This window comes from Caenispirillum salinarum AK4, assembly GCF_000315795.1.
GTDB classification, from domain to species: Bacteria; Pseudomonadota; Alphaproteobacteria; order Rhodospirillales; family Rhodospirillaceae; genus Caenispirillum; species Caenispirillum salinarum.
In genome coordinates, this window is the sequence record NZ_ANHY01000004.1 from 116924 (window position 1) to 137268 (window position 20345).

The 20345-nt window shown below is 70.3% G+C and carries 20 protein-coding genes; 10 read left to right on the top strand and 10 right to left on the bottom strand.

What is annotated here, in order from left to right:
• Positions 1 to 12 precede the first annotated feature (12 nt).
• The 3 genes from lptB (at position 13) to ptsN (ending at position 3133) form a co-directional block, all read left to right on the top strand.
• Positions 13 to 825 (top strand): LPS export ABC transporter ATP-binding protein, encoded by an 813-nt coding sequence (gene lptB / locus C882_RS03955; RefSeq protein WP_009539253.1) that lies wholly within the window; start codon positions 13 to 15, stop codon positions 823 to 825.
• 22 nt (positions 826 to 847) lie between these two features.
• A complete protein-coding gene (rpoN, locus tag C882_RS03960) occupies positions 848 to 2386 on the top strand; it encodes an RNA polymerase factor sigma-54 (protein WP_009539254.1) in 1539 nt (512 codons plus the stop codon).
• 282 nt (positions 2387 to 2668) lie between these two features.
• On the top strand, positions 2669 to 3133 hold the full coding sequence (ptsN, locus tag C882_RS03965; RefSeq protein ID WP_009539255.1) for a PTS IIA-like nitrogen regulatory protein PtsN: 465 nt from the start codon (positions 2669 to 2671) through the stop codon (positions 3131 to 3133).
• Positions 3134 to 3191: 58 nt separating this feature from the next.
• On the opposite strand, the gene C882_RS03970 is transcribed toward ptsN, so the two are convergent.
• Positions 3192 to 5207: a mechanosensitive ion channel family protein gene (locus tag C882_RS03970; RefSeq protein ID WP_009539256.1), complete on the bottom strand. Its 2016-nt coding sequence runs from the start codon at positions 5205 to 5207 to the stop codon at positions 3192 to 3194.
• 178 nt (positions 5208 to 5385) lie between these two features.
• Here C882_RS03970 and C882_RS03975 point away from each other — a divergent pair, with 178 nt between their 5' ends.
• From C882_RS03975 to C882_RS03980, 3 genes are all read left to right on the top strand, one after another.
• Positions 5386 to 6873: a sigma-54-dependent transcriptional regulator gene (locus tag C882_RS03975; RefSeq protein WP_009539257.1), complete on the top strand. Its 1488-nt coding sequence runs from the start codon at positions 5386 to 5388 to the stop codon at positions 6871 to 6873.
• A 245-nt stretch (positions 6874 to 7118) separates the two neighbouring features.
• Positions 7119 to 7286, top strand: coding sequence for a hypothetical protein (locus C882_RS24930; protein WP_160166765.1), 168 nt, complete (start codon positions 7119 to 7121; stop codon positions 7284 to 7286).
• A gap of 200 nt (positions 7287 to 7486) precedes the next feature.
• On the top strand, positions 7487 to 8116 hold the full coding sequence (locus C882_RS03980) for a 2OG-Fe(II) oxygenase (RefSeq protein ID WP_009539259.1): 630 nt from the start codon (positions 7487 to 7489) through the stop codon (positions 8114 to 8116).
• Between the two features lie 24 nt (positions 8117 to 8140).
• Here C882_RS03980 and C882_RS03985 read toward each other — a convergent pair whose 3' ends face one another.
• The 6 genes from C882_RS03985 to C882_RS04010 all read right to left on the bottom strand — a co-directional run bounded on the left by C882_RS03985 (position 8141) and on the right by C882_RS04010 (position 13423).
• Positions 8141 to 8581 (bottom strand): SRPBCC domain-containing protein, encoded by a 441-nt coding sequence (locus C882_RS03985; RefSeq protein WP_009539260.1) that lies wholly within the window; start codon positions 8579 to 8581, stop codon positions 8141 to 8143.
• Positions 8572 to 9366: an aminotransferase class IV gene (locus C882_RS03990; RefSeq protein WP_009539261.1), complete on the bottom strand. Its 795-nt coding sequence runs from the start codon at positions 9364 to 9366 to the stop codon at positions 8572 to 8574. Before C882_RS03990 ends, C882_RS03985 begins: the two co-directional genes overlap by 10 nt.
• Complete coding sequence (gene pabB / locus C882_RS03995; protein WP_009539262.1) at positions 9363 to 10703, bottom strand: aminodeoxychorismate synthase component I; 1341 nt, start codon at positions 10701 to 10703, stop codon at positions 9363 to 9365. The genes C882_RS03990 and pabB overlap by 4 nt, the downstream gene beginning before the upstream one ends.
• A gap of 318 nt (positions 10704 to 11021) precedes the next feature.
• Positions 11022 to 11450 carry a preQ(1) synthase gene (gene queF, locus C882_RS04000; protein ID WP_009539263.1) on the bottom strand — a complete coding sequence of 143 codons (429 nt, stop codon included), beginning with the start codon at positions 11448 to 11450 and terminating at the stop codon, positions 11022 to 11024.
• 57 nt (positions 11451 to 11507) lie between these two features.
• Positions 11508 to 12548, bottom strand: a complete 1041-nt coding sequence (gene pip / locus C882_RS04005) for a prolyl aminopeptidase (RefSeq protein ID WP_009539264.1) — start codon at positions 12546 to 12548, stop codon at positions 11508 to 11510.
• Positions 12548 to 13423: a thermonuclease family protein gene (locus C882_RS04010; protein WP_236262464.1), complete on the bottom strand. Its 876-nt coding sequence runs from the start codon at positions 13421 to 13423 to the stop codon at positions 12548 to 12550. Before C882_RS04010 ends, pip begins: the two co-directional genes overlap by 1 nt.
• 58 nt (positions 13424 to 13481) lie before the next feature.
• Between C882_RS04010 and C882_RS04015 the strand changes: the two genes are divergently transcribed.
• Positions 13482 to 13757, top strand: coding sequence for an Lrp/AsnC ligand binding domain-containing protein (locus tag C882_RS04015; protein ID WP_009539266.1), 276 nt, complete (start codon positions 13482 to 13484; stop codon positions 13755 to 13757).
• A gap of 59 nt (positions 13758 to 13816) precedes the next feature.
• Complete coding sequence (locus tag C882_RS04020; RefSeq protein ID WP_009539267.1) at positions 13817 to 15355, top strand: M48 family metalloprotease; 1539 nt, start codon at positions 13817 to 13819, stop codon at positions 15353 to 15355.
• A 362-nt stretch (positions 15356 to 15717) separates the two neighbouring features.
• On the opposite strand, the gene C882_RS04025 is transcribed toward C882_RS04020, so the two are convergent.
• Together C882_RS04025 and gpt are read right to left on the bottom strand one after the other, a co-directional pair.
• Positions 15718 to 16473, bottom strand: a complete 756-nt coding sequence (locus tag C882_RS04025) for a Bax inhibitor-1/YccA family protein (protein ID WP_009539268.1) — start codon at positions 16471 to 16473, stop codon at positions 15718 to 15720.
• 120 nt (positions 16474 to 16593) lie between these two features.
• On the bottom strand, positions 16594 to 17103 hold the full coding sequence (gene gpt, locus C882_RS04030; RefSeq protein WP_009539269.1) for a xanthine phosphoribosyltransferase: 510 nt from the start codon (positions 17101 to 17103) through the stop codon (positions 16594 to 16596).
• 218 nt (positions 17104 to 17321) lie between these two features.
• Here gpt and C882_RS04035 point away from each other — a divergent pair, with 218 nt between their 5' ends.
• A complete protein-coding gene (locus C882_RS04035; protein ID WP_009539270.1) occupies positions 17322 to 18920 on the top strand; it encodes a gamma-glutamyltransferase family protein in 1599 nt (532 codons plus the stop codon).
• A gap of 19 nt (positions 18921 to 18939) precedes the next feature.
• A complete protein-coding gene (locus tag C882_RS04040) occupies positions 18940 to 19329 on the top strand; it encodes a winged helix-turn-helix domain-containing protein (RefSeq protein ID WP_009539271.1) in 390 nt (129 codons plus the stop codon).
• Here C882_RS04040 and C882_RS04045 read toward each other — a convergent pair.
• Positions 19326 to 20285, bottom strand: coding sequence for a DMT family transporter (locus C882_RS04045; RefSeq protein WP_009539272.1), 960 nt, complete (start codon positions 20283 to 20285; stop codon positions 19326 to 19328). The genes C882_RS04040 and C882_RS04045 overlap by 4 nt on opposite strands.
• Between the last annotated feature and the right edge of the window lie 60 nt (positions 20286 to 20345).

Below are 20345 nucleotides of genomic sequence, written 5' to 3' on the forward strand. Positions count from 1 at the left end.
AAAGGCGTGACCATGGCGCTTCGACCCGTTCAGTCGACACCTGACGCGGCCGCCGAGGCCGGGCCGGCGTCGCGGGACCCGGACCTGCGGGTTCTGCCGGGCGCCGCCGGACTGGCGGTGGAGGCCATCGGCAAGTCCTACAAGGGGCGGCCGGTGCTGCGCGACGTGTCGCTGGGCGTCCAGCGCGGCGAGGCGGTGGGCCTGCTGGGCCCCAACGGCGCCGGCAAGACCACCTGCTTTTACTGCGTCACGGGCCTGATCACGCCGGACACCGGCCTGATCGCCCTGGACGGCACCGACGTCACCCGGCTGCCCATGTACCGCCGCGCCCGCCAGGGCATCGGCTACCTGCCGCAGGAGGCCAGCATCTTCCGCGGCATGACGGTGGAGCAGAACCTGCGCGCCGTGCTGGAAGTCGCCACCGACGACGAGGAGGAGCGCGAGCACCGCATGGAGAGCCTGCTGGCGGAGTTCTCGGTCACCCACCTGCGCCGCGCCTCGGCCCTGTCGCTGTCGGGCGGCGAGCGCCGCCGCGTGGAGATCGCCCGAACGCTCGCGACCAACCCGCACTTCGTGCTGCTGGACGAACCGCTGGCGGGCATCGACCCCATCGCGGTGGGCGAAATCCGCGACCTGGTGGCGCACCTGAAAAACCGCGGAATCGGGGTTCTGATCACCGACCACAACGTCCGTGAAACGCTGGACATCATCGACCGCGCCTACATCCTGCATGAAGGCCAGGTGATGATGGAAGGCACGCCCGACGACATCGTGGCGCACGAAGGTGTGCGCCGGGTGTACCTGGGCGACCGGTTCAGTCTCTAGGTCCCGGAACGCCGGCCGCATCATGTCTCTCGCGCCCAGCCTCCACCTTCGGCAGACCCAGTCCCTGGTGATGACGCCGCAACTGCAGCAGGCGATCAAGCTGCTGCAGTTGTCCAACGTGGAGCTGACCACCTACGTGGAGCAGGAGCTGGAGCGCAACCCCCTTCTGGAGCGGGCCGAAGCGCGCGACCGGGCCGCCGATGCCGAGCGCTACGACGACCGCCGCGACGCCGGCGAAGGCCTGCTGGTGGACGCCCGCGAAGGCGGGGCCACGGGCGAGGCGCCGCTGGACGTGGAGGTGGATAATTCCGCCGATTACCAGGAGTACGACGCCGACGCGGGCGGCGGCGCGGACGCGGGCGCGGGCGGCGCCGATCCGGGCCTGAGCGACTGGTCCGCCGTCGGAGCGGGCGGCCGGCGCGACTTCATGGACGACGACGGCGGCTTCGAGAACACGCTCGCCGGCACCACGACTCTGCGCGACCATCTGGTCGATCAGTTGACGGTCGACGTCCCGCCCGGCCCCGAGCGGCTGATCGGCCAGGCGCTCATCGACAGCCTGGACGAGGCGGGATACCTGGCGACCCCGGTGGCGGAGGTGGCCGAGGCCCTGGGCGCGCCGGTGGACCGTGTGGACGCCGTGCTGGCGCGCCTGCAGCGTTTCGACCCGCCCGGCGTGTTCGCCCGCGACCTGGCGGAATGCCTGGCCATCCAGTTGCGCGAGAAGGACCGCCTGGACCCCTGCATGGAGGCCCTGCTGGCACGGCTCGACCTGCTGGCCAAGCGCGACATGACGCAGCTGATGAAGGTGTGCGGCGCCGACCACGAGGACCTGGTGGAGATGATCGCCGACATCCGAAGCTGCGATCCGCGCCCGGCCTCGCGGTTTGCCGATGTGCCGGCCCAGCCGGTCATCCCCGACGTCATCATGCGCGCCGCCCCCGACGGCGGCTGGCTGGTTGAGCTGAACAGCGAGGCCCTGCCCCGCGTGCTGGTCAACCGCCGCTATTTCGCCACCGTGTCGAAGGCCGCGCGCGGCAAGGAGGAAAAGGGCTACCTGGCGGAAAGCTTCCAGACCGCCAACTGGCTGGTCAAGGCGCTGGACCAGCGGGCCAACACCATCCTGAAGGTGGCGACGGAAATCGTGCGCCAGCAGGACGCCTTCTTCGTGCGCGGCGTCGCGGGGCTGCGGCCGCTGATCCTGCGCGACATCGCGACGGCCATCGACATGCACGAAAGCACCGTCAGCCGGGTGACATCCAACAAGTACATCGCCACCCCGCGCGGCATCTTCGAGTTGAAGTACTTCTTCACCCAGGCGATCGGCGGCTCGGATGGCGCCGAGGCCCATTCGGCGGAGGCGGTGCGTCACCGGATTCGTGCGCTGATCGACGCCGAAGATCCCAAAGCCATTCTTTCGGATGACACCATCGTCGATCTTTTGAAGAAGGAAGGGATCGACATCGCCCGCCGAACCGTTGCCAAGTATCGTGAGGCGATGCGGATTCCATCCTCGGTTCAGCGGAGGCGCGAAAAGAAGATGAAATTATCACAGGCCTGACCCTGGCGAATTTGCATACATCTTTCGCCAAAGCCCGCATTGTTCGGCTTGACTTCGGTTCTGCGACGGCCTACCTTCCGCCGCCTTGAGAACAAGGCCGCGCAGACCCGGAACGATACCGACTGTCGCGGCACGCTCACCACCGGGAAACAAGACGTCCGGCGGTGCTAGGAACCACCCGGCCGGGACCCCGCTTGCTCACAAGGTCGCGAGACGGCTTGCAAGGCGGCCCCCGGACCCGATGTCTTACTTTTGAAACAGCACTCTGGACGAGGGACCGGCATGGAGATCTCTGATCTGCTCAGCCCCGAAGCCGTCATTCCCAACCTGAAGGCGACGAGCAAGAAGCAGGCGCTCCAGGAGATCGCGAAGCACGCCGCGCAACTCAACGGCCTGCACGAACGCGCCATCTTCGACTGCCTGCTGGAGCGCGAGCGTCTGGGAACGACCGGCGTGGGCAACGGCATCGCCATCCCGCACGGCAAGCTGTCCCAGCTCGACAAGCTGCACGGCGTGTTCGCGCGCCTGGACCGCCCCATCGACTTCGACAGCATCGACGAGCAGCCCGTCGACCTGTTGTTCCTGCTTCTGGCGCCGGAAACCGCCGGGGCGGACCACCTGAAGGCCCTGGCCCGCATCTCGCGCCTGCTGCGCGACCGTGGTGTCTGCGAGAAGCTGCGCGGCACCGACACGGCCGAGGGGCTTTACGCCCTGCTGACCCAGCACGAGACCACCGCGGCGGCCTGATCCCCGGCCCAGGACGCGCGCCGACGCCGCACCAGACGACGCCCGATCCGGCGGCGGCCTAGCGGTCGCTGCCGGTTTTCCGTGGCGCCGGCGCGGTCTCGGCGCCGGCGGCCTTGGCGGCCGCGCCGTCCTCTGCCTGTTTGGCCTCGCCGTCTTCCTGCTCCAGGTCCTCGGGCGTCGGTTCGCCGGTGGCTTCCGGGTCGCCGGCGGCGGCGGCCTTCTCCTCCTCGGTCAGGCGGCGGCCGGAGCCCGCCTCCCGCGCCGGATCGCTGTCGGGCCCGCCGGGCGCCAGCCCCAGGACGGAGCCCTCGGCGTCCGTCGGCTGGATGCGGCGGCGCGGCAGGTAGCGGCCGTTCTCCAGCCCCTGCAGATAGGCCATCAGGTCCTCGCGCACCTCGGCGTGCAGGTACCACGCCGTCAGCGGATCGCGGGCCGAGACCAGGGCGCGCACCTCCATGGCCTCGTCGCTGACATTGGTGACGTACAGCGCCGGCGGCGAGGACCGGTCCCAGTCCTTCTTGCTCTCCAGAATTTCGCCCAGCTTCTTCCGCAGCTTGTCCACCGGCAGGCGGTAGTCGGCGTAGAGATAGATGGGCATGATCATCTGCGGCGCCGTCTTGGACCAGTTCTCCACCGGCTTGGACAGGAAGTAGGTGTGCGGGATGACCACCCGCCGTTTGTCCCAGGTGCGGATGGTGACGTAGGTGTAGGTGATTTCCTCCACCCATCCCCAGTCGCCTTCGAACACCACGTTGTCGCCGATGCGCACGGGCTCGGTCACCGCGATCTGGATGCCCGACAGAATGTTCGACAGCACCGACTGCGCCGCGATGCCGAGGATGATCGAAAACGCCCCGGCCGAGAACAGGAACGACAGCCCCACCGTGGCGCTGCCCTCGTAGTAGCTCAACCCCATGCCGACGCCGGCGATGATGACGATGAAGACGGCGATGCGCTTGCCGACGCTGATCTGTGTCAGGCGGCGGCGGGCCTCGGGGTCGTCCTCGCTCTCGCTGCGGGACAGGAAGGGCGTGCCGAACTTGTCGGCGAAATGCACCACCAGCCGGATCGCCAGCCATGTCCCGGCCAGGACGACAAGCGCCAGCGTCACCTCGTCGATGACGCGCAGGATCGGCCCGGTCAGGCTGAGCAGCGAGCCGATCAGCCCCTTGAAGACCAGCAGCGACACCAGAAGGATCAGCGGGGTGGAGATGTGGCGCGTCAGTCCCTCGGTCCAGGCGGCGTCCGACGGTCGCCACCAGAACTGGCTGAGCACCGTGCGCACCAGCCAGCCCAGCAGGATGCAGGCCGTGGCGAAGACGATCAGCGCCGCCCACTCCCACACCGGCACGTCGATGAACATGTTGTCGGTCAGCACGCGGGGCATCTGCCGCTGCAGGATACCGGGGCCGTGCTCGGCGTAGAGGCCGGGCACCGCCTCGACGGTGGATGCGGGAAAGACCCACACCGGCTCGGCCCCCGACGGCTTCACCCGCTCCAGCTGCAGGGATACCGGCCGGCTGTCGAGCATCAGCTCCGCCACTTCGATATAGCGGCGGGGTTCGGGCGCGCTGGAGGGGGTGTTCGCGTTGCCGGTACCGGTGCGGGCGCCGTCGCGGCGGTCGGGAATGTCGCGCCACTCGATCCCCACCTTGCGGTCCAGCAGGTAGTGAAGCTGGCGCGCCAGCACCGGCCCGCGGCCCGCCTGCCGGTCCTCGCGCAGGAAACCCAGGTCCAGGGCGTTGGCGGCGCGCACGTAGTCGCGGCCTTCGGCCGCATCCATGAAGTTGGCCAGCGCCGCGCGCGGCGTCGCCAGGGTCAGGGGCGTCTCGGGCTCGGGCAGGCCGGGATTCAGGGTGTCCATCGGGCGCCACAGCTTGCGGGCGGCGCTGGAGCGTTCGTCGCTGTCTTCCTCGGCCGGCGGCGTGCCGTCGCCGCCCCGCGCGCCGTCGGCGGCCGCGGCCGGGCCTGGCACGGCACCGCCGCCCTGGGCCTGGGCGGAGACGGCAAGACAGGCTGCCAGAAGGGCGGCAAGCAGGACGGCGGCGAGGCGGCGGAGTAGGGTCGCGGGCATGCGGCTCTGCGGGGGTCCGGACGGTGGATCGGCTTTTCGATGCCTTTTGAACGCCCGGACGGTGCGCCCCGTTTTGCGCGATGCTTGACACGAAAGCCTTAGGGCGGCTTCGATAGGCAGGGGCGGAAACAAAAATCCCGCCGCCACGGTTCGTTTGGGTCGCAGGGGGAAGCGGCATATGGGCGGAAAGTCAAACACGCGCGTGCTGATGGTCGAGGACACCCTCTCCGTCGCGCGCATGACCGAAGCCTTCCTGTCGCAGGCCGGTTTCGACGTCGATCATGCGGAAAGCGGCGCAGCCGGCCTGGCGGCGCTGGAGCGGTCGCTGCCCGACGCGGTGCTGCTGGACGTGCGCCTGCCGGACATGAGCGGGCTGGACATCCTGGCCCACATCCGCCGCCAGGAACTGCCGGTCGTGGTGGTGGTCGCCACCGCCTACGGCTCCATCGGCATGGCGGTGGAGGCCATGCAGGCCGGGGCCGACGATTTCCTGGTCAAACCCTTCAACGCCGACCGCCTGAAGGTCACGCTGGAAAACGCCCTGGAGCGCCAGACGCTCAAGGCCCAGGTGCAGGAACTGAAGGACGACTTCGGTCGCGCCACCTTCCACGGCTTCATCGGCGCCTCCCTGGCCATGCAGTCGGTTTACCGCATCATTCAGGCGGCCGGCCCGACACAGGCGACCGTGTTCATCACCGGCGAGAGCGGCACCGGCAAGGAACTGGCGGCGGAAGCCCTGCACAAGCAGTCCAAGCGCGCCAACGGTCCGTTCGTCGCCATCAACTGTGGCGCCATCCCGCACGGGCTGATGGAAAGCGAGATCTTCGGCCACGTCAAAGGCGCCTTCACGGGTGCCGTGTCGTCGCGCGACGGCGCCGCCAGGCGGGCCGAGGGCGGCACGCTGTTCCTCGACGAAATCTGCGAAATGGAACCGCAATTGCAGACCAAGCTCTTGCGCTTCCTGCAGACGGGTACCTATATGCGGGTCGGCGGAGAGCAGGTGGAGAAGGCCGACGTCCGTATCGTCTGCGCCACCAACCGGGACCCGCTGAAAGAGGTCGAGGACGGCAACTTCCGCGAGGACCTCTACTACCGCCTCCACGTCATTCCCCTGCACCTGCCGCCCCTGCGCGAGCGCGAGGGCGACGTGGTGGAGATTGCGCGGACCCTGCTGCGCATCGACGCCGCCCGCGAGGGCAAGGGCTTCGAGGGCTTCACCGCCGAGGCCGAGGACCTGCTTCTGCGCTACCCCTGGCCCGGCAACGTGCGCCAGTTGCAGAACGTGATCCTCAACGCCGTCGTCCTCAACGACGGAAAGCTGATGGCGGCTGAAATGCTGCCGCCGCCGGTGAACGCCACCGGCAGCCTGCCCGGACAGGTCATCCGCGCGACGCCGCCGCATGCGGCCGCGCCCGCCCCGGTGGAACCGGCCGAAGCCGCGGACGCCGCGGCGGGCGGCACGGGCCCGGGCATCAAGCCGCTGTGGCAGGTGGAGAAGGAAACCATCGAGACGGCCATTGCCGCCTGCGACGGAAACATCCCGCGGGCGGCCGCGGCACTCGGCATTTCGGCGTCGACCATCTACCGCAAGAAAAGTGCGTGGGATGCCGATTCCGAACCGGGTGAAGACATCGAAGGCCCGGCGGCCCGGACCGCCTCCGCCTGAACATGCGAACCCTGTCCGGTTGGACAGCGTTCGTTCACAAACCCGTCCAAGGGCCTGGAAAGCCTCACCTTTGGGTGTGCCGGGTCACCGCATGGACACTTGTCGGACGCGTTTCCGACGCCTAACTTTAACAGTACCGCGATGGAAAACGGGCGGACGATCCGGGTACATCTCCGGGATCGACTCTGCGCAAGCCCGTCGCGGCCAGTACCGAAAAACAACAACGAAGGATAACGATAATGCACATGATGGAACATCGGAGCGCTGACGTTCGCCACTCCCACGCCGTCGCCCGCGAAGCGGCCGTCGCCGCGCGTGCCAACGCCCGCCCCGAGCCGGGCAAGGGCATGAGCACCGGCACGTCCCTGTCGCCTGAAGACATCCGCCGCATCGTGGCGGACATGGTGGGCTGACGCAGCCCTCTCGCCCCGCCGGCGGCCGTCCTTCCCGGACGCGGCCGCCCGATGCGGGGCGGGCCCCATCTTCGAAACCCGAGTTTTCCGGACCGGCCGCTCCCCAGGAGGCGGCCGTTGTCGTTTCCGGACTCGCAATTCCTGCGATTCCTGCTACATCCCGTCTTCCGCATCAACGCCTGACAGGAAAGGGAGGCGCGATGGAGCGTGTCCTGCCGTGGGGGCCGCCGGCCGCCGCAGACCCCGTGGACCGCCTGGCGCCCGTGCGCGCCGAGCCGCGGGGATGGGTCGCCGTCCCGGGCGTGTTCAGCGCCGAGGACTGCGACCGCATCGTCGCCCTGCGCGACCGCCTGGCCGCCGAGGCGGCGGGCCTCGTCAACGGCGTCAGCACCAGCGCGGTGCGCCGGTCGCACATCGTCTGGCTGGACCACGACGCCCCGGACACCGCCTGGATCGCCGCCCGCCTGACCCGCGCGGTGGCCGACGTCAACCGAGAGGTGTTCGGCTTCGCGCTGACGGGCTTCGACGAGGAAATCCAGCTTACCGAATACCGGTCCGAGGTGGCCGGCTTCTACGACTGGCATTCCGACATCGGCGGCCGCGGCATCCCCCAAAGCCGTAAGCTCAGCCTGACGGTGCAGCTTTCCGACCCCGCCGACTACGACGGCGGTGCGCTGGAACTGAACACGCGCGGCGAGCCGGAAGCCGCCCCGAGCGACCGCGGCACCGCCATCGCCTTTCCCAGTTATGCCCTGCACCGCGTCGCGCCGGTCACGCGCGGCATCCGCCGGTCGCTGGTGGTGTGGACCCACGGGCCCCGTTTCGTCTGATACGAGGCGGCGCGGCGCCCGCCCCTACCACAGCGCCTCCGCCCGCTGCTTCAGCGCCTGGTTCATGGCGCGGAAGGCGCCGGCGGTGGTTTCCGGCAGGGTGCGGGTGAAGGCCGGCACCAGCAGCCCGCGGAAGCATTCGCCCTGCGTGAAGCGGCAGGTGGACGGCGTGCGCGGCGAGATGGTGAACCAGTGTTCGCCGTCGAACAGCCCCGGCAGTGCCATGCGCCCCAGCCAGCGCAGTTCCCGGTCGGGCGTCGCGACCAGCACACGGGGCCGGAAGACGATGGGCGGACGCCCCGGCAGGCAGATCCGCGCCGTCAGCCGCGCACCCGGCTCAAGACGGCCGGACAGGCTCTGGATGAAGGGGTTCCAGGTGGCGTAGGAGTCGGTATCCGCAAGCACGCGCCACACCGTGCCGCTGGGTGCGGCGATGTCGACCGACTGCTCGATGGTCAGCGCCATGGCGCGGGCACCTCCTCAAGGCTCAGACACCGGCCGTCGATGGACGCCACGGGGCGCAGGCCGTTGGCGTTGCTCAACACCGCCCGCCGGGCGCGGGCCAGCATCGCCAGGGTCACCGTCGCCTCGGCCGCCACGCCCGCGTCCAGCAGGGCGGCGCGGCGGGTGCCGGGCAGGGCGCCGTCCGTCACCGGCGGCGTTACCCAGGCACCGTCCACCTCCAGAAATACGTTCGAGATGGTGGTTTCGGCAACGTGACCGGCCGTATTGAGAACGATCGCGTCATCCGCTCCGCTGCCCGATGCCTCGCGGTGGGCGAGAATCATGTCGCCGTAGCCCAGGTGCTTGATGCGCGACAGGGGCGAATGCTCGTTGCGCCGGGTGCCGCGCGCCGTCACCAGACGGACGGGCGCCGGCGCGGCGGCGGGTGCGGCGCGGGTGGTGACCAGCAGGGTGGGGCTGGGCTCCGCCGGCGGAGCGAGGCCGCCGGGCGCCGGGCCGCGCGTCAGTTCCAGCCGCAGAACCGCCGCCGGCGCCTGCGCCAGATCGTTGGCCGTCAGCACCGCCGTCAGGGCTCCGGCCAGCCCGGCATCGTCCAGCGGCACGGGAATGCCGAGCACGGCCGCCCCGCTGCGCAGCCGCGCCAAGTGGCGGTCGCGGCGCAGCACCGTCCCGGCCTCCGCCCGCATCGTCTCGAACAGGCCGTCGCCAAGCGTGAAGCCCCGGTCGCTAGGCGCGATGCAGGCCTCGTCCACCGGCAGGAGCGCCCCGTTCAGCCACACGATCACCGCTTGAGGCCTCCGTCCAGGGCGCGCAGCAGCGCCGCCGCCTTGGTCAGGCTTTCCTCGTACTCGGCCGCCGGGATGCTGTCGGCGACGATGCCTCCGCCCGCCTGGGCGGCCACCCGGCCGCCCGCGCCGATGCACAGGGTGCGGATGACGATGCTGGAGTCCATCGCTCCGTCGGCGCCGATCCAGGCGATGGACCCGCAATAGGGCCCGCGCCGCGCCGGTTCCAGCTCGGCGATGATTTCCATGGCCCGCACCTTGGGCGCGCCGGTGATGGACCCGCCGGGGAAGCAGGCGCGCAGAAGGTCGACCGCCGACCGGCCCGCAGCGAGCCGCCCCTCCACCTCCGACACCAGGTGATGGACGCTGGCGAAGGTCTCCAGCGCCGCCAGCGCCGGCACCTTGACCGAGCCGGTGGCGCAAACGCGGCCGATGTCGTTGCGCAGGAGGTCGACGATCATCAGGTTCTCCGCCCGGTCCTTGACGCTGCGGGTCAGCCCGGCGGCGTTGACGGCGTCCTCCTCCGGCGTGGCGCCGCGCGGGGCGGTGCCCTTGATGGGGCGGGTTTCGACGCGCCCGGCGGCGTCGAGCGACAGGAACCGCTCCGGCGAGGCCGAGGCGATGGCCGCGCCGTCGCCCAGCGCCATCCAGGCGGCGAAAGGCGCCGGAGAGCATGCACGCAGGCGGCGGTAGAGGTCGAAGGCCGGCAGCCCCGCCGGCATCTCCCCCAGGAACCGCTGCGTGATGTTGGCCTGGAAGATGTCGCCCGCGTGGATGTAGGCGATGGCCCGGCCAACGGCATCCTCGTGCTCCGTTCGGCGGCGTTCCGGCCGCCAGGGCACCGGCGTCGCCACTGGGGGCGGCAGGGGCGGCGCGTCAGGCGGCGCGAGCAGGCCGGCGAAAGCGCGGGCGGCGTTCTCACTCTCGGCCGAGACCACCCAGGCGCGGCGCGCGACGGTGTCGAAGGCGGCCATGGTGTCGTAGCGCGCCGCCCACAGGTCGGGCAGGGCCAGGTCGTCGGGCGCCGGGGCGGGCAGGCTTTCGACCGCGCCGCCCAGCTCGTAGCCCAGCAGCGCCACCACGCCCGTCTGGAAGGGTGGCAGGCCGGGCAGGGCGGGGCGGTGTTCCGGCCGCAGGGCGTCCAGGGCGGCGAAGGGGTCGCCCGCACCAAGGCTCAGGCGCTCCAGCGCGCGCGGCCGGGCGCAGACATAGGCATACCGGCCGCGCGGATCACGGGGCGCCGCCGCATCCAGCAGCACCGCACCCGGCTCCGCCGCCAGGGGCGCGATGGCCGCCAGCGGATCGCGGTAGGGTATCTCCAGGGCGAGGATCGTCATGACGCGGGACAGTGCCCCGACCCGCGCCGGCGCGCAAGGCTTCAACACGCCCCGGCGACGCGGCGGCATATACCAAAGAGGATACGCGGTATGCTTTTTGGTTGAATGGTCAACTTTTTCGCACGCGCGTTCTTGCGGGCGGCGGCGTAGGATGCCCTCATGATCCTTGCGGGACGGGTTTCTTCCGCCGCACCCCACACCGCATCCAAGGAGCCCGCCCCCACTCGGCTCCTTGGGAGAACCCGGTCGGCAAGGACTGAAAGCGGACTTCTGGACCCCTCCGGAAGTCCGCTTTTCCTTTTTCCGGGGTGTTGGCGGTCAGCCTTCCCGCGTGTACTCGATGCGGGGCCAGAAGCTGATGCCGCCGCGCGGAGTGAACTGGCCCTCGATCACCATCCATTCCGGGTCCAGCAGGGCCACCAGGTCGTTGTGCATGCGGGTGACGCAGGCCTCGTGGAACTCGCCCACGTTGCGGAACGACATGAGATAGAGCTTCCAGCTCTTGCTTTCGACGCACCAGTCGCGCGGCGAGTACTCCAGCACGATCGTGGCGTAGTCGGGCTGGCCGGTCATGGGACAGAGCGAGGTGAACTCGGGCGCCACCACCTTGATGACCTTGCGGCCCTTCGCACTCTTCATGGGATTGGGAAAGCGCTCCAGCAGGTCCGCGTTGGCGGTGTCGTACTCGAAGCGGGTCTCGCGGCCCAGGCTCTTGAGGCCGGAGGCGTCGGACAGGCGGTCGGTCATGGCTCGGTCCTTGAGCGAATCGGAAGGGAGAGGGCGCGTGTTATAGCCGCGCCGCCGTCAGCGCGCCAGCGACCCCTTGAGGTCCTGCATGGCCTCCAGCAGTGCGCGCCGGGTGCCGGGCTCCAGCGCCGAATGGCCTGCGTCGGGCACGATGACGTAGCGGGGCCGCTTCAGCGTTTGCGCCACGGCGTCGGCGGTGCCGATGGGGCAGACCATGTCGTAGCGGCCCTGGACGATGGTGACGGGGATGTCGCCAAGCCTGTGCATGTTGTCCATGAGCTGGCCGGCATCCATGAAGCCGCGGTTGACCATGTAGTGCGCCTCCAGCCGTGCCAGCGCCAGGGTCGGCTCGGTGATGCGGCCGGCGCGCTCGGCGGAGCGGGGGCTGGCGGCCCCGGCCGGCGGCGGCTGCATGGGCGCGCGCGAGGGAATGAGGCGCGAGCACGCTTCCTCGAACCCGCTCCACGACCGCGCGGCGGGACCGTGGACGGCCGGGTCGGGGTCGGTCAGGCGGGCGTAGTAGCTGCCCAGCAGATCGCCGCGCTCCTCCGCCGGCAGGAACCCGGTGAAGGCGCGGTAGGCCTCGGGAAAGAACTGCGGTCCCATGCCGTGCAGGAACCAGTCGATCTCGGGGTCCGTGCACAGGAAGATGCCGCGCAACACCATGCCCACCACCCGCTGCGGGTGCACCTGGGCATAGGCCAGCGCCAGCGTCGAGCCCCACGAGCCGCCGAAGACGGCCCAGCGGTCGACCTCCAGGTAGGCCCGCAGGGCCTCGATGTCGTCGATCAGGTGCTGTGTCGTGTTGTCGGTAACGTCGGCAAAAGGCGTCGAGCGCCCGGCGCCGCGCTGGTCAAACAGGATGATGCGCCAGAAGGACGGGTCGAAAAACCGCCGGAAGGCCGGCCCGCAGCCGCCGCCCGGGCCGCCGTGCAGGAAGACCACCGGGACGCCGTTCGGATTGCCGCTCTCCTCCCAGTACAGCCTGTGGGGACGCGACACCGCGAGGTGGCCGCAGGCCCGCGCCTCGATCGGCGGAAACAGAACGTCCTCGCCGGCATCGGCGGCGGAGGCGAGGCGGGCACGGTCCTTGTTCATCAATCCTCCTTGCGGGCGCGCACCAGGGCCGGGTCGGTCTGGAGCTGCTCGGGGTGCGTCGCCTCGATCATGGGCCCGTTGCGACTGCGAATCCACCCCCGCGCGAGCACCTCGCGGCCTTCCAGCGCCTCCAGGTCCACGCCGGCGTCCTCGAACAGGCGGCGGGCGCGGGAGTCGATGCTGACCGTGAAGTCGGTGCGCCAATCCGGCCCGAAGTTCAGGTAGGTCGTCCCGCGCACCCGCGCCACATCCCGCACCGTTCCTCGCACCAGAAAAAAACCGTCGGGCACGGGGCCGCGCCGTTGCGCCAGCCGTTCAGCGTCGCGCACGGCGTACCAGTCCAGCGCCCAGATGCCGCGCACCGCGCGCCGCGCCTCGGCCTCCGCCGCCAGCATCTCCTCTGCCAGCAGGCGGTTGTCGGGGAAGGTGTAGACCCGCGCCAGCCCGCGCCGCAGCATGGCCCCCTGCACCCACAGGCCGTCGCGCAGGCGGAACAGGTGGGCGAGCACGCGGCCGTGGCGGTCGCGTTCGGTGGCGCCGGGGCGCACGGCGACGGCCTCGCCGGCGATCATGCCGGCGACTTCCGCGCGGGCCTCGGGTGCCAGCGGCCATTCCTCGAACCCCGGCCGGCCGAGCGGCAGCTTGGGCGCCTGGATGCCGACGAAGCGCACCTCGCGCCCGTCGTCGAGCACCACCGTGTCGCCGTCTATCACCTCGACCACCGCGGCCGTGCCCGCGTCCCTGAGCGCCGGCCCCAGCCGCTCCAGCTCCGACGCGGCGGCGGGTGCGGCCGGGACGGCCAGGGCCGCGAGCAGCAGGGCGATCACCACGGGCGGGCGCCCCGCCTTGATCGCGCCACACATCGCGCCTACCATGCGCATCCCTGCCCAGAGGGGCCGGAGTCCGTGCATCATCAAAGGGATACCCATCGTCATGCGCGCGGTTTTCGTCATGATCAAGTGTGAGCTTGGCAAGGCCTATCAGGTTGCCGAGCGGGCCGTCGAGGAGATCGAGCAGATTTCCGAAATCTATTCCACCTCGGGCTCCTACGACCTGCTCGCCAAGTTCTACGTGGACGACGGCACCGACGTCGGCCGCTTCGTCACCGAGAAGGTGCAGACCCTGCCCAACGTGAAGGATACCTTTACCCTTATCACCTTCAACGCCTTTACGCCCGACAAGAACCCCGGCGGCACGCGCATCGCCTGACCCCCCTGCACCGTTTTCCACGGGAACGGGCCGTCAAGGACAGGGAGGGAGGGTCGACCATGGCATCCCGCCACGATTTGCATGATCATGCCGTGCACCACGGCGCCTGCGGCTGCGGCCTCGGGCTGCCGCGCCTGAGCCGCCGCGCGGTGCTGGCGGGCGGCATGGCGGCGGTGGCCGCCGCCGGTCTGGCCGGCTGCGCCCAGAACCCCGCCACCGGCCGGTCCAGCTTCACGGGCTTTTCCGACATCTCCGACGACGTCGCCGTCGGCCGGCGCGAGCACCCCAAGCTGCTGGAAGCCTTCGGCGGCGCCTACGAGGACCGTCGCCTGCAGGCCTACGTGGACGGCATCCTGCGGCGCATGGTGCCCTATACGGAGTACCCGGACCTTCCGTACGAGATCACCATCGCCAACACGCCGATCGTCAACGCCTTCGCGCTGCCGGGCGGCAAGATCACGCTGACCCGCGGCCTGCTGGCCATGGCATCGAACGAGGCGGAGGTGGCCGGTGTGGTGGCGCACGAGATGGGCCACGTCACCGCCCGCCACTCGGCCGAGCGCCAGGGCGCGGGCATGGTGGCGCAGCTGGGCGCGGTGCTGCTGGGGGCGGTGACGGGAAGCTCCGAGATCGCCAACCTGGCCTCCTTCGGCGCCCAGGCCTACCTGCAGAGCTATTCCCGCGAGCAGGAGCTGGAAGCGGACATGCTGGGCGTGCGGTACATGACGCGGGCCGGCTACGACCCCGACGCCATGACGACGTTCCTGGCCACGCTGGGCGATCAGGCGCGGCTGGACGCCCGCATGATGGGCCGCGATCCGGCGGCGGTGGACCAGTACAACATCATGGCGACCCACCCCCGCAGCGTGGAGCGCGTGCAGCAGGCCATGCAACTGGCCGAGGCCGCGCGCCCGGCCGACCCGGTGGTGGCGCGCGAGGCCTACCTCAACACCATCAGCGGCATGCTGTTCGGCGACGACCCCGAGCAGGGGCTGGTGCTGGGGCAGCGCTTCGTTCATCCCGACTTGCGCTTCGCCTACGAGGTGCCGGACGGCTTCCGCCTGATGAACGCGCCCGACAAGGTGGTCGCCCAGCACCCCGAGGGCGCGGCCATCGTCATGGACATGGGCGCCAGCCGCACCGATGATCCGGCCGACTACCTGCGCGGCTGGATGCGGGGCGCGCGCGTCATGAACCTGGAGCGCATCCGCGTGAACGGCCTGCCCGCCGCCACCGCCGCCCTGCAGGTGCAAAGCCGCCAGGGCCCCATGCGGGCGCAGGCGGTGGTGCTGCCGGCCGCCCAGCGTGGGCGCATGATCCGCTTCCTGTTCCTGGCCCCGCCCAATGCCTTCGGCCGGTTCGACGAGGGCTTCCGCCGCACCACCTACTCCATCCGCCACCTCAGCCCCGCCGAGGCCGCCGAGGTGGAGCCCCTGCGCCTGCTGGTGACCGAGGTGCGGCCGGGCGACACCGTGCGTGGCCTGTCCGCCGGCCTGCCCTACGGCCGCTGGAACGACGAGTGGTTCCGCCTGCTCAACGACATGCAGCTGAACGACGGCCTGCGGCCGGGGGACATGGTGAAGATCGTGGCGCGGTGAGGGGTACGGGACGCCGTGCTCCGTGTTGATGGTGGAGATGAGAAACAGCAAGGCACCAAGGCGCCAAGGCTTTCCGGCTGCGCCGGAATGAAATGCGAGGGAGCCACGGGCTCCCTCGCGCTCCCTCGGTTCCTTTTCATTTCTCTTGCCGAAAAACGGGCAATAGGGGCTGACAGAAGAGTGATGGCGCGCCTGCGCGCGCTGTCTTGGTGTCTTGGTGGTTCCCCCAAACAACCACCAGCCAATGACGCCGCAGCACCTCAGCCAGCACCCCCGCCACCGGAGCAACGAAAAACGCCCCGAAGCCGAAGCCTCGGGGCGTTTCCTTTACCGTCCGACCGGCCCGGGGGCCGGGCGGGTCATCAGCGGCGCTCGCCGAACAGGTGGAGCAGCATGATGAACAGGTTGATGAAGTCCAGGTACAGCGCCAGGGCGCCCATGATGGCCTTCTTCGACGCGGTGCCCTCGTGCTCGCCCTCGATGTACATGTCCTTGATCTTCTGCGTGTCGTAGGCGGTCAGGCCCGCGAAGATCAGGACACCGGCGGCCGAGATGACGAACATCATCATCGGGCTCTGCAGGAAGATGTTGACCACCATGGCGATGATGAGGCCGATCAGGCCGATCATCAGGAACGAACCCATGGCCGTCAGGTCGCGCTTGGTGGTGTAGCCCCACAGGCTGAGGCCCGCGAAGGCGCCGGCGGCAATGAAGAACACCCGCGTGATCGACATGTCCGTGTAGGTCAGGAACAGGCCCGACATCCACACGCCGTTCAGCGCGGCATAGCCCCAGAACACCGCCTGGGCCGTGGCCGGCGACATCTTGCCGATGCGGAACGACATGAAGAACACCATGCCGATGGCCGCGAACATGGACACCCACAGCAGCAGGTTCGCCTGGAAGACGTCCGGCGCGACCTCAGCGTAGAAGATCGGGGCGAGGAGTCCGAAGGACGACTGCGGGTTGGACAGCATGGCGACGATGCCCGTCAGGGCGACGCCCGACGCCATGTAGTTGTAGACCTTCAGCATGTAGCTGCGCAGGCCCTGGTCGATATCGGCCCGCGCCTCGGCACCTGTGCGGGCGCCGTAAGAGCGTTCGGGGTTGAGCGCCATGGTCATTCCTCTAATGGCAGAAAACCGTTATCGGGTAATATGGCAGGGTTACGCGCAGGATCAAGCGCCGCCGATGCGGAATCCGACGGCGGTCCGTGACACCTTCAAGAATGGCCCGCCTTACTTCGGGTTGCGGCCCTGGCGCGCGAGCGGCTCGTTGGGCTTGAGTTCGGCATCCCAGGGGAACAGCAGCCACACGTCCTGCTTCACCGGCACGGCGAAGGTGTGGGCCTCGTCCTGGCCGGCGGGCTTGGCGTAGACGGTCGCCAGGTGCGCCTTGGGCAGCAGGTCCTTGACCACGCGGGCGGTGACGCCGCTGTCGACCAGGTCGTCGACGATCAGCCAGCCTTCGCCGTCGCCCACCATGTCGTCAGGCTTCTTCACGACGCGCGGTTCGCCGCGCACGCGGTCGTCATAGGTGACGACGCCGACCGTGTCGATCAGCCGCACGTCCAGCTCGCGCGCCAGGATGGACGCGGGGATCAGGCCGCCGCGGGTGATGGCGACGATGCCCTTCAGCGGGCCCAGGTCGGCCTCCACCAGCTTGTGCGCCAGCGCGCGGGTGTCGCGGTGGAAAAGTTCCCATGCGATGGGAATGTAGACGTTCGCGGTGTAGTCGCCGTCGGTCATGAGGGTTGGTCCTGCGCGATAGGGAATCCGGGGCGGTCGGAGAAATTTGGGCGCGAGGTTTATACCGAACGCCCACCCTTGGGCAAGGCGAATGGCACCCACGTTGCCCGCGCCCGTGCCCGCGCAAGGGGCCGGATGGCGGATTCGACCGTATAAGGTCTTTACCCGACAAGGTTCTTTCTCAAGAATGGCGCCAGCCTCATGAGACCGGACGACGCATGATACACACCACCTACGCGCGACGGGGCATGGTGACCGCGCCCCACGCCCTGGCGGCCCAGGCGGGCGCCGCCGTGCTGCGCGACGGCGGCAACGCCGTGGAAGCCATGATTGCCGCCGCCGCGACCTGCGCGGTGGTCTACCCCCACATGAACGGCCTGGGCGGGGACGGCTTCTGGCTGATCTCGGAACCCGGGCGCCCCGTCGTCTCCATCGACGGCAGCGGCGCCGCCGGCCGGCATGCCATGCCCGAGACCTACCATGCGCAAGGCCTGACGGCGGTGCCGGGCACCGGCCCGCTGGCGGCGGCCACGGTCGCGGGTACCGTCTCGGGGTGGCAGTCGGCCCTGGACGTCTCCGCCCGCTGGGAAGGCCGCATGAGCCTGGAGCGCCTGGTGGAGGACGCGGTGTGGCACGCGCGCGAGGGCGTGCCGGTCTCCAGCGCCCATCACCGCGCGCTGCTGCGCCGGGCCGACGCGCTGCGAGACCATCCGGGTTTTGCCGCCCATTACCTGAACGCCGACGGCTCCATTCCCGCCGAGGGCAGCCTGCACAGGAACCCCGCCCTGGCGCACACGCTTGAAGGCCTGGCGCGTGACGGGCTGGACGACTTCTACCGCGGCGCCATCGGGCGGGCGCTGACCGCCGACCTGACGGCCGCCGGAACACCGCTGACGGCCGACGACCTGGCGCGCCACCGCAGCATCCGCCGCCGGCCCCTGTCCATGGGGCTGGAGGGCTGCACGGTCTACAACACGCCGCCGCCCACCCAGGGCCTGACGTCGCTCATGATCCTCGGCCTGTTCGAGCGCCTGAACGTGGGACCGGATCAGGCGGAGCGCTTCGCCCATATCCACGGCATCGTCGAGGCCACCAAGCTGGCCTTCCGGGTGCGCAACACGCATGTGGCCGACCCGCACGCCATGCAGGTGCACGCCACCACCTTCCTGGCCGACCACCTGCTGGACCGCCTGGCGGCCGAGATCATGCCGCGCCAGGCCATACCCTGGCCGCTGCCGGCGTCGCCCGGCGATACGGTCTGGATGGGCTGCGTCGACGGCGAGGGCCGGGCGGTCAGCTTCATCCAGAGCCTCTACCACGCCTTCGGCTCGGGCGTGGTGCTGCCGGAGACGGGGCTTCTGTGGCACAACCGGGGCATCGCCTACGATTTCGACCCCGACAGCCCGCGCGTCATGAAGCCGGGCCGCAAGCCCTTCCACACCCTGTCGCCGGCGCTGGCGCGCTTCCGCGACGGCCGGGTGATGGTCTACGGCACCATGGGCGGCGACGGCCAGCCGCAGACGCAGGCGGCCCTCTTCACCCGCTACGCCCGCTTCGGAACGGGGCTGCAGGCGGCCGTTACCGCCCCGCGCTGGGCGCTCGGCCGCTCCTACGAAGGCGAGAGCCATGACCTGAAGGTGGAGAGCCGCATGGACCCCGCCCTCGTCGCAGCACTGGAGGCCGCCGGCCACACGGTTGCGCGGGTCGGCGACTTCGACGACCTGATGGGCCATGCCGGCGCTCTGGTGCTGCGGCCCGACGGCGTCATCGAGGGCGCGGCCGACCCGCGCGGCGACGGCGGCGTCGCGGGCTTCTGACCGAGGGAGGCGCGTCCCCATGACCGACCAGCCCGGTTCCGAAACCCTGCGCATGCGCCTGCGCTTCAAGCGCGGCGCGCAGCTGGTGCTGGGGCCGGGCCGCATGGACCTGCTGGCGCTCATCGACGAGCTGGGGTCCATCTCGGCGGCGGCGCGGCGCATGGGCATGAGCTACCGCCGCGCCTGGCTGCTGGTCGACGAGACCAACCGCCACTTCGCCGCGCCGCTGGTCGAGTCGGCCACCGGCGGCCAGAAGGGCGGCGGAGCCCATCTGACGGATGCGGGGCGCGAGGTTCTGGCCCTCTATCGGGACATGGAGGACCGCGCCTCGGCGGCGGTGGAGCCCGACCTGGAGCGCCTGCGCCGGCTGCTCGCCGCGGACGGGGTCGAGGGACAGGGCAGGGCCTAGGACGCCCCGCGCCGCCGGCGGCGCGGCAGCCGCGCGCCGCTTGCCAGGAACACGCCCAGCGACACGGCGACGATTCCCGCCATGTCGCCCGGCGTCGGCCATTCGCCCAGGACCGGGATGCCCAGCAGCGACACCAGCACCGGCACCAGCGCCCCGAACACCGCCGCGCGGGCCGCCCCCAGCATGGCGACGGCGCGGCTGAAGCAGAACAGCGCCGCCACCGCCGACATCACCCCCTGGTAGAAGGCCTGCATCAAAACCTCCCACACCGGCGCGGTGGGAATGCCCTGGGGCGGCAGGGCCAGGTAGAGCGGCGTGAACAGGACGCCGGAGACGACGCAGACCACCGCCACCGCCTCCAGCGGCGGCAGGGCGGCCCGGCGCATGCAGACCGTGAAGGTGGCCCACATCACCGCGCCGCACAGGAACACCGCATGGCCCGCCGTCTCCTGCGGCCAGCCGGTCAGGATGCCGAGGCCGCCGATGGTCAGGGCGCCGGCAACGATCAGCACCAGCCCCAGTCGGGCGCGGCGGGCGATCACCTCGCCCAGGAACAGGGCGGAAAGAAGCGCCGTGAACAGCGGCAGCGTGCCGGGCACCAGCGCGCCGGCATGGGCCGCCGGGGCCATGGTCAGGCCGAAGCCCAGCACCATGGAGTACGGCGCGCCGGCTCCCATCACCATGCCCGCCAGAAGCGGCCAGGGCACGGCGGCGACGCGGTGCCGCGCCCGCCACAGGACCGGCACCAGGATCAGGCCGGCGACGCCGAATCGCAGGACGGTCAGGTCGGCGGCCGTCAGCGTGGTGGTGACGCCCAGCCGCGTGATCGCCATCCATCCCGCCCAGATCAGGGCCGCACCGATTCCCCACAGGCTGCCCACCAGCACATGCCGCGCCGACGGTTCGGCGGCGGCGGGTGACGAGGCGGCGGGAGCGGCGGCGGGCGACTGTCTCATGCCGCCACAGTGGCGCCTTGGCTCGGGCGCGAACAGGCCCACTTAAGGATGGACGCATCT